This window comes from Desulforamulus ruminis DSM 2154, from assembly GCF_000215085.1.
GTDB classification, from domain to species: Bacteria; Bacillota; Desulfotomaculia; order Desulfotomaculales; family Desulfotomaculaceae; genus Desulfotomaculum; species Desulfotomaculum ruminis.
The window spans coordinates 3880040-3895448 of sequence record NC_015589.1; the positions used below are offsets into that span (position 1 = coordinate 3880040).

Annotated in this window: 14 protein-coding genes; 1 reads left to right on the plus strand and 13 read right to left on the minus strand. The window is 46.2% G+C overall.

Features of this window, described 5'->3' with window-relative positions:
• Positions 1-30: 30 nt before the first annotated feature.
• Positions 31-2226, minus strand: coding sequence for a DNA topoisomerase III (locus tag DESRU_RS19205; RefSeq protein ID WP_013843762.1), 2196 nt, complete (start codon positions 2224-2226; stop codon positions 31-33).
• Positions 2227-2399: 173 nt separating this feature from the next.
• Here DESRU_RS19205 and DESRU_RS19210 point away from each other — a divergent pair, with 173 nt between their 5' ends.
• On the plus strand, positions 2400-3791 hold the full coding sequence (locus DESRU_RS19210; protein WP_049786770.1) for an FAD-binding oxidoreductase: 1392 nt from the start codon (positions 2400-2402) through the stop codon (positions 3789-3791).
• Between the two features lie 12 nt (positions 3792-3803).
• Here DESRU_RS19210 and pfkB read toward each other — a convergent pair whose 3' ends face one another.
• The 12 genes from pfkB to DESRU_RS19270 form a co-directional block, all read right to left on the minus strand.
• Positions 3804-4733, minus strand: coding sequence for a 1-phosphofructokinase (gene pfkB, locus DESRU_RS19215; protein WP_013843764.1), 930 nt, complete (start codon positions 4731-4733; stop codon positions 3804-3806).
• 39 nt (positions 4734-4772) lie between these two features.
• Complete coding sequence (gene fba, locus DESRU_RS19220; RefSeq protein WP_013843765.1) at positions 4773-5627, minus strand: class II fructose-1,6-bisphosphate aldolase; 855 nt, start codon at positions 5625-5627, stop codon at positions 4773-4775.
• Positions 5618-6574: a sugar kinase gene (locus tag DESRU_RS19225; RefSeq protein WP_013843766.1), complete on the minus strand. Its 957-nt coding sequence runs from the start codon at positions 6572-6574 to the stop codon at positions 5618-5620. Before DESRU_RS19225 ends, fba begins: the two co-directional genes overlap by 10 nt.
• A gap of 10 nt (positions 6575-6584) precedes the next feature.
• Positions 6585-7571, minus strand: a complete 987-nt coding sequence (locus DESRU_RS19230; RefSeq protein ID WP_013843767.1) for an ABC transporter permease — start codon at positions 7569-7571, stop codon at positions 6585-6587.
• Between the two features lie 2 nt (positions 7572-7573).
• Positions 7574-9067: a sugar ABC transporter ATP-binding protein gene (locus DESRU_RS19235; protein ID WP_013843768.1), complete on the minus strand. Its 1494-nt coding sequence runs from the start codon at positions 9065-9067 to the stop codon at positions 7574-7576.
• An 89-nt stretch (positions 9068-9156) separates the two neighbouring features.
• Positions 9157-10107, minus strand: a complete 951-nt coding sequence (locus DESRU_RS19240) for a substrate-binding domain-containing protein (protein ID WP_013843769.1) — start codon at positions 10105-10107, stop codon at positions 9157-9159.
• Positions 10108-10255: 148 nt separating this feature from the next.
• A complete protein-coding gene (locus DESRU_RS19245) occupies positions 10256-11257 on the minus strand; it encodes a LacI family DNA-binding transcriptional regulator (protein WP_013843770.1) in 1002 nt (333 codons plus the stop codon).
• Positions 11258-11449: 192 nt separating this feature from the next.
• Positions 11450-11821, minus strand: coding sequence for a VOC family protein (locus tag DESRU_RS19250; protein WP_013843771.1), 372 nt, complete (start codon positions 11819-11821; stop codon positions 11450-11452).
• A 55-nt stretch (positions 11822-11876) separates the two neighbouring features.
• Positions 11877-12413: a 2'-5' RNA ligase family protein gene (locus tag DESRU_RS19255; RefSeq protein WP_013843772.1), complete on the minus strand. Its 537-nt coding sequence runs from the start codon at positions 12411-12413 to the stop codon at positions 11877-11879.
• A gap of 112 nt (positions 12414-12525) precedes the next feature.
• Positions 12526-13620, minus strand: coding sequence for a LytS/YhcK type 5TM receptor domain-containing protein (locus DESRU_RS19260; RefSeq protein ID WP_013843773.1), 1095 nt, complete (start codon positions 13618-13620; stop codon positions 12526-12528).
• Positions 13607-14665: a response regulator transcription factor gene (locus tag DESRU_RS21570; RefSeq protein ID WP_013843774.1), complete on the minus strand. Its 1059-nt coding sequence runs from the start codon at positions 14663-14665 to the stop codon at positions 13607-13609. Before DESRU_RS21570 ends, DESRU_RS19260 begins: the two co-directional genes overlap by 14 nt.
• Positions 14666-14677: 12 nt before the next feature.
• Positions 14678-15361, minus strand: a complete 684-nt coding sequence (locus DESRU_RS19270; RefSeq protein WP_013843775.1) for a TerC family protein — start codon at positions 15359-15361, stop codon at positions 14678-14680.
• Positions 15362-15409: the final 48 nt, after the last annotated feature.

A 15409-nucleotide genomic window follows, 5' to 3' on the forward strand; every position in this document is an offset into this window, starting at 1 on the left:
CTTCTTTCCCTGTTCATTGATTCATGCAGGTTATGGCTGTTTCAACTTGGCCAGTGCATCCGCAAGGGCAGTGTTCATTAAACCGTCCTTTTCGTCCTTTTTTTGATTCTGGAGATATTGGGAGAGTTCCTTTTTGGAAAGGCTGCCGGTTTTCTCTTTCCCCCGCCGCTCATTAAAAGCAGTCAGTTTTTCCCGGTAACCACAGGGACAGACAAAGATTTGCCCTTCTCCTTCCCCATGCAGCTCCATGCGTTTATGGCAATTGGGGCATCGGGCGTTGGTTATTTTACTGAGGCCCTTTCGATAACCACACTCCCGGTCCTGACAGACCAGCATTTTCCCCTTCTTCCCATTAACCTCCAGCATCCGTTTGCCACATTGAGGACATTTATTACCGGTAAGATTATCATGCCGGAATTTATTTTCACTGTTTTTCACTTCATGCACTAAAAGTTTGGCATATTGCTTCATCTCGTCAATAAAATGGTTTTTATTCAGAACCCCTTTGGCAATGGCCTCCAGCTTTTGTTCCCATTCCGCCGTTAAATCGGGAGCCTTTAAATCTCCGGGAACCAGCTCCAGAAGCTGCCTGCCCTTGGAAGTGATAAAAATATGCTTGCCCTTCTTTTCAATTAAAAAACTGTTAAAGAGCTTTTCAATAATATCCGCCCGGGTGGCTACCGTTCCAAGACCGCCGGTCTTGCCAATGGTTTTTATTAATTCTTTATCCTGATTGGCCATGTATTTGGTGGGGTTTTCCATGGCCGAAAGGAGGCTTCCCTCATTAAATGGCTCCGGGGGCTTGGTCTCTCCCTTGGTTTGGGATATGGACGAGATCTTTAAACGATCGCCTTTGTTTATACCGGGTAATCTTTGTTCCGCAAGACCCTCCGGCTGGTCTTCGTCCTCAAATTGATTGTCGTAGACTTCCTTCCAGCCCTGGGCCAGCACCCTTTTCCCCTTGGCAATAAAAAGCTCCTGGCCAATTTTAGCCTTTAGGGTGGTTTGTTCGTATTCAAAGGGAGGGTACAAAACTGCCAGGAACCGCCTCACCACCAGGTCATAGATCTTTCTTTCCTTATCATTTAAGGCACTGAGGCAGAGGGGCTGCTCCGTGGGAATAATGGCATGGTGGTCGGAAACCTTGCTGTTATCCACAAAGGATTTGCTGATCTGGATCGGATTTTTTAAAATTTTAAAGGCCATCTTAGTATAGGGGTTGTCCCGGCAGGCCTCAACCCGGTCTTTTAAGGTCTCCACCATATCCGTGGAGAGATACCGGGAGTCGGTTCTGGGATAGGTTAACACCTTATGATGCTCATACAGCCTTTGCATATGGGACAGGGTTTCCTTGGCCGAATAGCCAAAGAGCCGGTTGGCGTCCCTTTGCAGTTCTGTTAAATCATAGAGCTGGGGAGGAAAACTTTTTTTATGAGCCTTCTCTACCTCGATAATCTCGGCAGGCTTATTTTTTATGGCCAGCAGAATCTTATCGCAGTAATCCGCATCAAAGGTTTTGGTGTCTTTGCTGCGGCTGTCCTGCCAGGTTAATTTTAAACCATTGCTTACAGCGGTAATACCGTAAAAATTTTTGGGTTTAAAATTCTTTATTTCCTCTTCCCTTTTGGCAATGATGGCCAGGGTGGGCGTTTGCACCCTGCCGCAGGAGAGCTGGGCATTATGTTTGCAGGTTAAAGCCCGGGTGGCGTTGATGCCCACCAGCCAATCGGCCTCCGCCCGGGCCACGGCCGATGCGTAAAGGTGTTCATAGGCCTGCCCTTTTTTCAGGCTGCGGAAGCCGTCCCGAATGGCCTTATCCGTAACGGAAGAAATCCACAGACGCTTAATGGCTTTTTTCACCTGGGCCTTTTCAATAATCCATCTAGCTACCAGTTCCCCTTCCCGGCCGGCATCGGTGGCAATCACAATCTCTGCAACGTCTTTTCTGTTCATTTGCGCCGTAACAGTATAAAATTGCCTGCTGCTCTGCTTAATAACAACCAGTTTCAAATAGGAAGGGAGGATGGGCAGATCCTCCAGCCTCCAGGAATGATATTTCTGATCATAAGCCTCCGGGTCCGCCAGGGTTACCAGGTGGCCCAAGGCCCAGGTAACAATATATTGATCTCCTTCAAAATAGCCATTGCCCTTTTTACCGCAGTTTAGCACCCTGGCTAAATCCCTTGCCACCGAGGGCTTTTCAGCCAGCACCAATGTTTTATTCATCCATTAATAATCCCCTTAAGTCCCGCAGAAAAGCTTCTCCTCCGGGGCATTTTCATTTACCTTACGAGAAAAATTTACCCTCATGAGTATTTCCATATATTATCACGATAAAGCCCGGTCAACAAGAGAAAGCACCGCTAAGCAAAGTAGCATTTTATTTTATTTTCCATAAAATGTTAATAAAAGCGAAAAAGGTGATTCTTTTGAATTACGAAGGTTTAACGGGCAGAGTCATAACACCCTGTGATCCCGAATATGCACTGGCCAGGCAGGAGTGGAACAAGGCCATCGACACATTCCCCAGGGCCATTGTATACTGCCGTAACGCCCAAGACGTAGCCAACGCCATCTGTTGGTCAAGAAAACATTGCATCCCGCTGCGCGTCCGCTCCGGAGCCCATCATTATGAGGGCTATTCCAGCGGTACGGGCACCTTGGTCATTGACACCAGCTTAATGAACCATATAAAAGTAGATACCTGCCAAAATACCGTGACCGTTGAGGCGGGAACCCGCTTAAAGGACTTATACCAAACACTGTCTGCATGCGGCTATGCCTTTGCAGGAGGAACCTGCCCCACGGTGGGTATCTCCGGACTGGTTTTAGGGGGGGGAATCGGGCTATCCACCCGTTATTTGGGGCTGACAGCAGATAATTTAATTGAAGCAACCATGATTGACGCCAACGGAAACCAATTAACTGTCAATCAAAATTGCAACCGGGATTTATTTTGGGCTCTAAGGGGAGCTGGCGGAGGAAATTTTGGCGTGGTGGTATCTTATCAGTTTAAAATAGAAGCAGTAAAGAAAATTACACTGATCCAATTACGCTGGGAAAATAAACCGGCCAGATTGGCCTTTTTAGAGGTATGGCAGGAATGGTTAAAGGGTTTGGACAGAAGAATCAGCGGCTTTGGAGGAATTTATAAAAAGAGTGCCTATTTAAACTCGTTCTTTTATGGAACCCCGGCAGAAGCTAAGGAAATATTGGCGCCCTTCTTGAGCATCCCCGGCTTAACACTTCGTACCATTGAATGTGTCGATTTTATCGATGCGGTTAATATCATCGGAGCGCGTTATGAACGGTCGGCCTTTCAGTCCCCGGGCGGGTTTGTGTTCAGGGATTTTTCCCGGGAGGAGCTTGAGAAGTTCATTCAGATCATGGATCAGGCCCCTTCGGATACCACTTCACGCCTAGCCGTATATTCCCTGGGTGGAGCGGTGAGGGATATTCCGGAGACCGGTACGGCTTTCTTCTATCGGTCGGCAAACTATATCATGGCCGTTTCATCGGAGTGGCAAAATAAATCCGCCGCCCCGGCTCATCAGGCCTGGGTAGCCGAGGGTTTTAAATATTTAAAAACTCTTACCTGCGGTTCCTATGTTAACTTCCCCTATAACCGGCTGAAGGATTACCAGGAAGCTTACTTTGGCGAATACGTAGAAATTTTGCAGTATATAAAAAGAAAATATGACCCCGAAAATATCTTCTGTTTCCCTCAGAGTATAAAACCTGCCGAGAGCGTCCGGAATGACTTAAAATCCTTTCCCTTTGAAGCAGAGTAGGCTTGCCGCTCTTTAGTAAATGGCAACCACCCGGATTTGCCGCCTTAGTTCATCCATGACAGCGCAATTTATTTTACCGGTTTCCGCCTCCATGGCATTGGCTATGCCGCAGGCACAGGCAAACCGCAGTGAGTCCTCCAGACTCATTTTGTTTGTAACGGCATGGGCAAAACCTGCAATCATGGCATCCCCGGAGCCCACCGGGTTGCGGCAGCTTATTTCAGGGACGGAGGCTTTATAGGCCCCCTGGGCGTTTAAGTAAATGGCTCCTTCCGCACCCAGAGAGACAACCACGTTCTCCGCTCCGGCCTGATGAAGGGCCAGGGCCTGTTCCACCAGTTCCTTTTCCCCGGCGCATGCTTTACCGCATAAGTCCTCCAGCTCCGCTCGGTTGGGCTTGATCAAAAAGGGCCGGTGGGCAATGGCCTTTTTCAGCGCGGCTCCGCTGGTATCCAGAATAAACTTTATTTTCTTTTCATGGGCCTTGCGGATTAACAGGCAGTAATAATCCTCCGGCAGTCCCCGGGGCAAACTGCCGGAAGCACAGATTACCGTTGCGTCCTTTAATAAATGGACATACCGCTCCATAAACTCCGCCGCATATTTCTGCCCAATCTCCGGCCCGGCCTCTAATATTTCGGTTTGCACCGGACCCTCGGACAGGATGGCAATGCAGGTTCTGGTTTCCTGGTCGATCTGAACAAATCGGTTATCAATGTCCAGCTTCTTCAATTCACCGGCAATGAATTCCCCGCTGCCGCCCCCTAAAAATCCCGTGGCTTGGATCTCATGGCCCAATATTTTCAGGACCCTGGAGACATTTAAGCCCTTGCCGCCGGCGGTTTTCTGATAATCGGCGCAGCGATGGGATTGATCCAGGGCAAAATAATCCAGATTGTATCTTACATCCACTGCCGGATTTAAAGTAATGGTTGTAATCAAGATGCCTTCCTCCTGCAGGACCGGCTGTCCCAGCCCGGCCTATTGCCAATTTTGACCTTCACTGGACAGCAGGCGGATTTTCTCCTTCACCTTTTCCTTCATGGCCTGACGTCCGGGCTCATTCATTTTACGCAGGTCATACTCACCAGGATGTTCCTGTAAAAAATTTTTTAAGGCTGCCAAATGAGCCAGCTTAATTTCCGTATCAAAATTCACTTTATTGATGCCCGCCTCCACCGCCTGGCGGATCATTTCATCGGGCACCCCGGAGGAACCGTGAAGCACCAGGGGCATGGCGGTCCGTTCTTTAATCTCTTTTATTCTGTTAAAATCAATTCTCACTTCACCCTTATAAATACCGTGGGCGGTTCCCACGGCGATGGCCAGGGCGTCGGTTCCGGTCCGCCGGGCAAATTCCACCGCCTGCTCCACATCGGTGTAGATATCCCCTTCGGGAGTGATATCGCCTTCTTTGCCGCCGATAAAGCCAAGTTCGGACTCCACCGCAACCTTTACCGGCCGGGCCACTTCAACTACCTTTTGCGTTAAAGCCACATTTTGCTCAAAGGGCTTCTTCGAGGCGTCGATCATCACCGAGGTCCAACCGTTCCTTATGCAATGAATCACTGTAGACCATTCTTTGCCGTGGTCCAGATGCAGCACCACCGGCACCCTGGCTGTTTCAGCCGCAAATTTGCCCAGGGCGTGCAAATAGCCCAGACCGGCATAAGCAATGCTCTTTTCGGTAATTTGAATGATTACCGGAGCATTCAGTTCCTCCGCCGCTGCGATAATGGCCTGCAGATTCTCCATATTGGTGAAATTAAAGGCGCCCACGGCGTAATGATTTTGTTTGGCATGCTCTAAAAGATCCCGGCCGGATACTAAAGGCATCTTGTTTCCCCTCCCTTGGAGCGCATAAACGCTTTCAGTTCCTCTAAGGTGGCCGTTCCTTCCATAGGGCCCTTTTGGGTAACGGCGTAGGCCCCGGCGGCATTGGCAAAGAGGACCGCTTCCTGGATGGATTTCCCTTGATTCAATAAAGAAATCAGGGTTCCGGCAAAGCAATCCCCTGCCCCGGTAGGATCGACCTCTTCCACCTGGAAGGGAGCCGCATCAAAATAAGACTGTTGATCGTAAACCCGGCAGCCCCGTTTCCCCCGCTTAACCACCACATACCGCACATTTTGCTCTAAGATTTTGCGCACAGCCTGCTCCTCGTCCTCCAACCCGGTGATGAATCTCAGCTCCTCCTCCCCGGGAAGAAAAACATCGGTATTTTTTAATATAAAATCAATAAACTGTTTAAAATTTTCATCCTCCAGCAGTTCTTTGCGAATATTGGGATCAAAGGCAATCCGGGCATTCTGGGCTTTGGCCAGGAACACCGCTTTTTTTATGGTGGCCATCATTTCTTCATTAAAGGCGGAACAGCCATTGATTTGATAATATTTGCAACCTTGAAACATGGCTTCGGTAATATCCTGCCGGTTAATACAGGCGGCGGCGGAATCTTTGAGGGTGAAAATAAACTCCCGGTCGCCATTCTCTCGGTAGGTAACAAAAGCAATGCCGGTGGTTTTCTCCGCTACGGTCTGAATATACTGCACATCGACCCCATCCCGTTGCAGACGTTCAATATTTAACCGGCCAAAACCATCGTTCCCCACCTTGGCAACGATGGCGCAGGAGCTGCCCGTCTTGGTTGCCTGATCGATAAAAATGGCCGGTGCGCCACTGGGAAAGGGCCCCAGAAATTCTCCCGTTTGGTCGAACCGCTGATTTAAATGTTTGGCCATCACTTCCACCAGGATTTCCCCAATAATGATAATCTCTGACATAGGCTTTCTCCTAACTTTTTCTGCTCTTATTTTTTACGTCAATATAAACAGCGATTAGAATCACCAGACCTTTGACAATTAACTGATAAAAATAGGAAACATCCATCAGGTTCATGCCGTTATTGATGACCCCGATAATAATGGCGCCAATTAAGGTGCCAAAGATTTTTCCACTGCCGCCGCTCAGGCTGGTTCCACCCAGTACCGCCGCGGCAATGGCGTCCAGCTCGTAGCCGCTGGCCGCATTGGGTTGGGCCGAATAAAGCCTGGAGGCAAAGATCAATCCGCTGATAGCGGCCATGGAAGCCGTAATAATATATACCCATATTTTCAGCCGGGCCACGTTAATACCGGCATAAAGGGCCGCTTCCTCATTGCCGCCGGTAATGTATACGCGACGTCCGAACTTGGTTTTGGACAAAAGGATGTGGTTGAAAACAAAGAACACCAGCAAAATAATAATGGGAATCTGGATTCCCAGGAAGGAACCGTTGCCTAAAGCTAAAAAGGTTGGATTTTGAATGGATACAGGCACGCCATCGGTTAAGATATAGGCAATGCCCCTAAAGATTCCCATGGTGGCCACTGTGACGATAAAGGCCGGTATGGAGGCTTTGGAAATCAGCACGCCGTTAAAGGCCCCTAAAACCACGCCTAAACCAACGACCATGAGCACCACCAGGATAAAGGGAACATTGCTCTGCAGCAGTAAGGCCGCCGCCGTTCCGGATAAAGCAATGGTCGAACTCACAGACAGATCAATGCCGCCAACAATTAAAGCAAAGGTCATGCCAAAGGCACAAATGGCAATGATGGAGATTTGCAGAACAATATTTAACAAATTCCCTACCTTAAAAAAATGCGGGGAGCTGAAGGAGAAAAGAACCACCAGGACGATCAACCCGGCGAGAATTCCCCCGTAGGTTTTCAGAAAATGAATGCCGGCTTCTTTCCAAGCGTTATTTTTCAGTTCCGTTGAATTTGATAAGTTTGTCATCGTTATTTACCTCCAGTGGCATACAGCATGACTTCATCCTGGGAAGTAGCAGAAGAAACAACTTCTCTAACCACTTTTTTATTGCGCATTACCAACATGCGGTCACTCATGAACAGCACTTCGGAAAGTTCCGAGGAAATCATGATAATGCCAACCCCTGCTTGGGACAGTCTCCTCATGATGTTATAGACCTCGTGCTTTGCCCCCACGTCAATTCCTCTGGTGGGTTCATCCAGAATCAGAATGTCTGGGTGCGTCTCCAGCCATTTGGCCAGGACGATCTTTTGCTGGTTGCCGCCACTTAGATGATTCACCCGCTGCAGAATACTGGAGGTCTTGACATTTAATTCTTTCACCGCCCGGAGGGCCATGGCATTTTCTTTCTTATCGTTTAACAAACCACCCTTAACCAGTTTATCAATTACCACCATGGATACATTTCTCTTCACCGTTTCTGAAACCACGAGACCCTGTTCCCGCCGATTCTCGGTGATAAAAGCCATTTTATGTTTAATGGCGTCCTCTGGCTTGGTGATTTTGGCGTCTTTCCCTTTTATCTTCAGGGTACCTTGTTCCGGCCTGGTTATTCCGAATAAAGCATTGGCCAGGTCCGAACGGCCTGCCCCTACCAGACCAAATATACCCAGTATTTCACCACTTTTTAAGGCAAAGCTTATATCTTCAAAAAGGCCCTTTTTGCTATAGCCTTTTACTTCCAACAAGGTTTCTTTACCGATTTCAGAATTCCGTTTGGGGTAAATGTCTTTTAACTCTCTGCCAACCATCATGCGAATCAGGCTGTTGATATCCGCCTCACTCCTGCTGACGGTTCCAATATAACTGCCGTCCCGTAATACCGTAATCTCATCGGATATTTTCAATAATTCATCCATGCGGTGGGAAATATAAATAATGGCCACTCCGCTTTGCTTCAGCTTTTCAATAATGCGGAAGAGGATCTCGGCTTCCCGGCTGCTAAGGGCGGAAGTAGGCTCGTCCATAATCAGCACCTCCGCTTTTACCGAGAGAGCTTTGGCAATTTCAACCATTTGTTTTTGAGAAATACTAAGGTCCTTGACCAGGGTTTTCGGAGAAACCTCCATTTCAATCTGCTTCAGCAATTCCTTGGCTGCCAGGTTCATCTCTTTATCTTTAATAAAAAAGCCCTTGCTGGGTTCCCGGTTGGCAAAGATGTTCTCCGCAATGCTGAGGTTGGGGCAAAGGCTTAATTCCTGGTATATAATACTGATGCCGCGGCTCTGGGCATCCCTTGGATTCAGCAGCCGAATCTTTTCCCCTTTAAAAAGAATCTCTCCTTCATCCGCCTGGTAAACACCGGACAATATTTTCATTAGTGTTGATTTACCGGCACCATTTTCACCTAACAAAGTATGAACCTGGCCCTTCTTTACTATGAGATTTACATGGGATAAAGCCGCCACACGGCCAAATACCTTTTTAATATTTTTCATCTCCAGTAAAATTTCGTCCGGCATGAATGCACCCCCTTAACGATATACCTTCCCGGCATTTTGCCGGGAAGGTATCGAGTTTGAATCGTTTCAAATCAACAGGTTAATGAAGGTTACTTTCTTTCTCCCTCTTTCGTAAACACACCCGGTGTAATGGGCACTACTTTTTCCACTTGTTCGCCCTTCAGGATCTTCAGTGCGGTAACAAGGCCTTCTTTACCCATTTGGTCGGGGTACTGAGTGATTACGGCCACAAAGGATTTTTCACTTTTAACGGCGTTTCTCGCTTCTTCCATGCCGTCGAAGCCAATCACCTTCACTTGATCTTCTTTTCCGGCCGATTTAACCGCCGCTACGGCAGCCAGCGCCGCATCATCCCCAAAGCCAAAAATGCCGTTTAAGTCACCGTTGGCCTGGAGCATATTCTGGGCTGCGCTTAAAGCCTCCGGCCGGGTAATGCCGGGCTGGATAGCAACAATTTGAATGTCCGGATATTTGGCCAGGGATTCTTTAAATCCGGTTACACGGTCGATAACAGACTGTACCGTGGGGTAATCAATCACCGCCACTTTGCCCTTACCGCCTAATACCTTGGCCATTTCTTCCCCGGCAATTTTTCCGCCGGTGAGGTTATCGGTCGCCACGTGGGCATCGGTCTCAGCTCCTACCGCCGGAATATCTACGGTAATAACGGGAATGTTGGCCGCCTTGGCTTTATTAACAGCGGCGGTTACGCCCTTGGAGTCCACCGGGCTGAGAATAATGGCGTCCACACCCTTGGTAATAAAATCTTCAATATCGGAAATTTGCTTATTAAGATCCTGGTTGGCAATGGATACGTTTAAAGTTACACCCTGGGCTTTTGCTTCCGCTTCCATGGCATTTTTAAGGGATACATAGAACGGGTGCTGCTGGGTTAACAAGGAAGCGCCGATGACAATTTCTTGCTTGTCCGACCCGGCGTCTTTATTTTCCTTTTCCGCTTCATTGCTGCCGCAACCGCTGAGCACAACCAAACCTAAAATAAGCATGAAAGTTAAAGCTAATTTACCAAACTTTTTCATTTTAACCCCTCTTTCCTACCGAAATAAATTGTTATGGGATGTGAAATTGCAAAAATCCGGCTGTTCTATTCTCTTTTCATCAAATAAGCCTATTCCACCCCTCTCCTAAAGTAATATTGAATACCGAATAATGTATACTCAACTTAGGCTAAAACAGGGTTTTAACCGAATCCGTAGCAATCAGAGAGGTCTTCAATCTCTGAATTTGCGGAAACCGGCTGAAGTCCCCGCCTATTCTTTTTAACAATATTTCCGCCGCCTGGATGCCAATCTCTTTCGAGGGCTGCACCACCACGGATATGGGAGGATTCAGCATTTGAAAAAGCTCTGTTTGATCATATCCGCACAGGGAAACATCCTGCCCTATTTGGAGGCCCTTTTCCAGCATCAGCCTCATGGTATTGACGGTGATGGGATAATTGGTGGTGAAAATGGCCGTAGGCCGGTCCGGCAAACTAATTAACTGATGAAAAGCATCAATGCCGCCATCTTTTTTATATTGGGTGTGAATAATATAGTCCTCATTCACTTCAATATGGTAATCATTCAAGGCCCGCAGATAACCCATTAAACGTTCCTGAGCGGTGTAAATCTCCTGGGGTCCGGCAATAATGCCAATTTTTTGATGGCCTTTATTAATGATCATCTCCACCGCTAAATAGGCTCCATTGACATTGTCCGCCACAACCGCATCCAGCTCACAGTCTTTAACCAGCCGGTCAATTAATACCACCGGGGTTCCATTCCCGGTTACTTTATCCACATTAAATTCTGCCGAAGTCACCGGCATGGCAATGATGCCATCCACACATTTGTTTTGTAAAAAGTTAATTTTCTCCCGCTGCAGCTCCAGCTTATCATTTGAGCTGCAGATCAAAATGCTGTAGTTCAGAGGTTCCAGAACCTCTTCAATGCCTTCGATGACCTGGGTGCAAAAAATATCGCTGATACGGGGGATTAATACACCCACCGAGTAGGTTTTGTTGGTTCTTAATCCTCTGGCTATGGGGTTAAACTTAAAATCCAGGGTTTGGATTGCCTGTTCAATCCGGGTCTGATTTTCTTCTTTAATGGTGTATCCATTCAGAAAGCGGGATACGGTCCCTACCGATACTGAAGCAAGTTTAGCAACATCTTTTATGGTGGCCATCGGCTTACCCCCGGCATTGAATTTAAAACGATTCAATTATTATTTAATATATTATTGAATCGTTTTATTTTATAAATATCATATATTTCAGAATATATTGAGTCAATACCTTTTTTTGATCTGCTATTATTTTCTTATCCGTCCGTTTCTCATAAAAAAGTGCGGCAAGGGTGACCTTCCCTTGTCGCACTTTTATTTCTGCGGAGGTTCCTCTACCAGTTCTAATATTTCTCCGTCCGGGCCCTTAAAAAAGAAAATCCGGCCGCCTTTAAAATCCCGGGGCTGCTCCGAAATAAAGGGAACCTGCAGCTCCGCCAGTTTGTCCATCCAGTCTTCCAGTCGCTCCACCCGAAAGGCCAGATGATCGATAACCCCGGCTGCCCGGCCGGACATACCGCCCTTATCCCGGATCAATTCCAGTACGTTCTTGCCACATTGGGCAAAAATAATTTCCACCCGTTCATCTTGGTAAGATTCTATCAACTCACAACCAAAAATTTGCTTATAAAAGCGAAAGGATCTTTGAACGTCTTTAACCCTTAAGCCGATATGTTCTAATTCCATCCCGCTTCCTCCTTATTCCTTTGCCGCGTCCCGCTCATAGGACACTTTCTCTGTTTTATTCTTTTTTCAGTTGCAGCTCCATTAAGTACTTAATGGGATCTAAAGAGGCCATTCCGATGGATTCAACACAAACCTCCATGGGCTGAAAAACCTTTAAAATTTCCCCCAGCACGCAGGGTATGGCCTCTAAGGGAGTCTCCAGGGCCAGGGTGCAGTGGGGATACCAGGCGTTGGGCTTATAATAGTCCCACCCCTGTCCCTGGTAATCCATAAACGCCTGATGAAAATCCCGGTGGACCTTAAATAATTCATCGGTTAGATTGGGTGTTAAAAATATGGCGCCCTTAGGTTGGGGGAAAATTCCGATTTGCAGAAACTGGAGATGAAAGGAATGAATATTTCGGGCAAAGGCCTTTAATCTTTTTTGGGTTTCCTCTAAATCAATCCCTTCATAAATGGCCAGGGTAATATGGGGCCTGCTGTTACAGCAGATCAGGCATTTGCCTTTCTCTAATGCCGTCAACTGCCGCCAGATATTGATTATATAATTTTCCGCCTCTTGATTAAAATATAAATTTACAGCATATGTCAATTGATTCCCTCCGATGTCAGGCTTTATATCTTACTTCTGGATGGCATCGTGCTTTTTCCTGCAATTTAGGAATAATTCATCTGCCTGCATCTGCGGTAATCAAGATCCCCCTCTAATCCTCCGGCTGCAACTCCTGAGGATTGGGCAATCGGCGCTGCTTTTCCATCTCCAATCCCTTTTCCGCATGCTGCCATAAATCCGGCATGGTGGCGCCGTCCCGGGGGAACAGGGCCGTTGAACCCAGCACATCCAGTTCCTTGTTAATTTCCTTCAGGGAATTTTTGAGAAATTCTCCCAGAGTAGCCTTTGTTTGCTCCAGGTTATTGCATTCATGAAGCATGATAATGGCAAAAACATTTTGCGGCAGCTTAAACAAAAGGTTGCCCCCGCACAGGTTGCGAAGAATTTTAGCCGATTGATTCATCGTCATTTTACCGTTGCCAAAGCCATTTTGGGATACAATGAGTTCCATGCCCTCAATGCTGAATAAAATTAGACCCAGGCGTTTCCCTTCTCTGCCGGCTTTGCTTACCAAACGGGTTAACGTATCGCTAAAATGCCTGATATTATAGATTCCAGTTAGATAATCTTCGCTGCTAAGAAATTTAAACTTATTTAGTTCCTCCTTATAGCCGGCGGATATTTCCAGCATTCTCAGAAAGATCAGCGCTGCCGCAACATCCACCAGACTGCGGTGCAGGAACATCACGCTGAAAAAATTATCCCAAACTTCTTTGCTCAATATGAAGTAGCCTAAAATATCATAAACAATTTCAATGGCCAGGACCGCCAGGGTTCCGTTTACTTTGTTTATTTTTCCCTTTAAAAAGATATGAATCAATCCCGCCACCAAGCCAATAATCACTGTAGCGACGCTGGTATATAGGGATATCTCGGTTTGTTGAGTAAACCGGATTAATCCGCTGATCACCCCGGTTCCCAAACCCACCACCGGCCCAAACAGTATCCCTCCCAGGATGGGGCCCATTAATCTCAGGCTTACGATACCGGGGCCATAACTATAGCCAAATAACACGCCTAAAAAACTGATAAAACTAAAATATAATATGTAGTAAATGGCAGGATACTTAATTTTGGCAATTAAATTATCCGAGATTTTATAAAAATTGAAAATCCAAGCTACCGTAAACATAAAACACAGGTTTAAAATTAAATTTTTTAAGATTTCCATGTCAATTGAAAACATGATAACCTCCCGGCCTATTAAAAGACCTGATGAGCTGATTTCTATTTTTAACGGACAATTTCTTAAAAATATTATTAATATGTGTTTTTACGGTTTCTATGCTGATGAATAATTGATCGGCAATCTCCTGGTTGGTGTAGCCATATAGAATAAGATTGGTAACCTGCCTTTCCCTGTCTGTTAAAAATCTCATTAAACTTTCCTGTTCGATAAAAAGATCCGAGGTGATTTTTTGCAGCAAGTGGATAAAAAGGGGCTGATCCATATAAAATCTCAAATAAGTTGTGATTTTATATAGATCAGGTTCAATAAATACCGTCGTTTCCTGTTGCTCCGGCGGCTTTTTATGGGCTAAGAAATACTTTTTTATATTGGCGGATACCTCGGCCAGCCTCTCTACCAGTTCCTTATTTTCTTCTTCCAGCTCAAAACCTTTAATATACACAATCTCCATATTGCTATTGAACACCAGGCTGCTTCTGTCACTCATCCCCGGCATGTTATGAATAAAGTTTTCGCAATATTGATGTTGTTCCTTTAGTTCAATGTTGAGCAGACAAGAGGTCAAAAAGGGAGCCAAGTATTGAAGCTGCTTAACATCCAATTGACTAAAGTTTTGATTTTTATCGTCTCGGATAAAGGTTAGATAGCCAAAATTTTTTTCCTGCCGATAAAGTATGGAGGATAAAATATATTTATAATTTTGCGGCTCCATAAATTTTTTAAAGAAATCGGTTTTATAACGGCCCTCCCATTGACAATCCGAAAGCCTTATCACCGTACGTTCCTTCTTTTTTAAGGCCCTTAGTACCGGATTCATCAGCCAATAGGTTTTGTTATAGTCATGATAATTCTGGCTGTTCATATTCCGGGAATAGAAGATTAAATGACCATACTCATTAATATTGGCTGCAAAGGCCTCCTGAAAGGGTAAAATCTCTTCCAATTCATCAAAGAGCTTAGTAAAAAAGGTCTGGCGGTCCTGTATGGGGATTAGACTAAGAACGATGCTATTGATCTGTTTCATTCGATTTATCTTAGTCAAGCCAATCCCCCCTTACTGACTATGAGTATTTAGCGTGCCTTCGGAGGATTTCATATTATGGCGCCAGCCGTATAAAAGAACCGCAATGGTAACCACCAAGGGGAATACCCGGTGAACCATATGGGGCAGGAATCCGGCTAAAAAGGTCATCACTTTCTCGTCTTGAATTACCATTTCCCCGGAGGTCCAGGCTAGAATGCCTGCCCCGATATAAATAATGATCGGATATTTGTTCATAAAATACATAATGATTTTGCTGCAAAATATGATGATGGGAATGCTGGTTGCCAGGCCAATTAAAAGCATCAGCCAACTGCCTTTGGCCACCGCTACAATGGCCAGGGTATTGTCCAGGCTCATGATGATATCGGCAAAGATAATAATTTTTACCGCATCCATCAGGCTGCAGGCCGCCTGATATTCTTCACAGCTCTCCTTCTGGGTCAATAATTTAATGGCTATGTAGATTAACATCAGGCCGCCGGCGGCTTGTACGAAGGGGATCTTTAACAAATAAAAAGCCGCCACCGTCAGAATAATTCTAAAAACAATGGCACCGCCGCTGCCAATGAGTATGGCTTTCCTTTGCTGGTCTTCCGGCAGGTTGCGGCCGGCCATGGCGATAACCACCGCATTATCTCCGCTTAAAACAATATTTAATGTAATAATACTCAACAAAATACCGAAATCCTCCATCTTTATACCCCCTCTGTCAATCTTTGTTTGGAAAAGAAGCCCCTGAGA

Excerpts from the sequence above, each read along its gene's own strand:
- DESRU_RS19230 (WP_013843767.1), bottom strand. The coding sequence starts at position 7,571 with ATGACAAACTTATCAAATTCAACGGAACTGAAAAATAACGCTTGGAAA.
- DESRU_RS19245 (WP_013843770.1), bottom strand. The coding sequence starts at position 11,257 with ATGGCCACCATAAAAGATGTTGCTAAACTTGCTTCAGTATCGGTAGGG.
- DESRU_RS19205 (WP_013843762.1), bottom strand. The coding sequence starts at position 2,226 with ATGAATAAAACATTGGTGCTGGCTGAAAAGCCCTCGGTGGCAAGGGAT.
- DESRU_RS19270 (WP_013843775.1), bottom strand. The coding sequence starts at position 15,361 with ATGGAGGATTTCGGTATTTTGTTGAGTATTATTACATTAAATATTGTT.
- DESRU_RS19210 (WP_049786770.1), top strand. The coding sequence starts at position 2,400 with ATGTTAATAAAAGCGAAAAAGGTGATTCTTTTGAATTACGAAGGTTTA.
- DESRU_RS19250 (WP_013843771.1), bottom strand. The coding sequence starts at position 11,821 with ATGGAATTAGAACATATCGGCTTAAGGGTTAAAGACGTTCAAAGATCC.
- DESRU_RS19260 (WP_013843773.1), bottom strand. The coding sequence starts at position 13,620 with ATGTTTTCAATTGACATGGAAATCTTAAAAAATTTAATTTTAAACCTG.
- DESRU_RS19225 (WP_013843766.1), bottom strand. The coding sequence starts at position 6,574 with ATGTCAGAGATTATCATTATTGGGGAAATCCTGGTGGAAGTGATGGCC.
- DESRU_RS19235 (WP_013843768.1), bottom strand. The coding sequence starts at position 9,067 with ATGCCGGACGAAATTTTACTGGAGATGAAAAATATTAAAAAGGTATTT.
- DESRU_RS19240 (WP_013843769.1), bottom strand. The coding sequence starts at position 10,107 with ATGAAAAAGTTTGGTAAATTAGCTTTAACTTTCATGCTTATTTTAGGT.
- fba (WP_013843765.1), bottom strand. The coding sequence starts at position 5,627 with ATGCCTTTAGTATCCGGCCGGGATCTTTTAGAGCATGCCAAACAAAAT.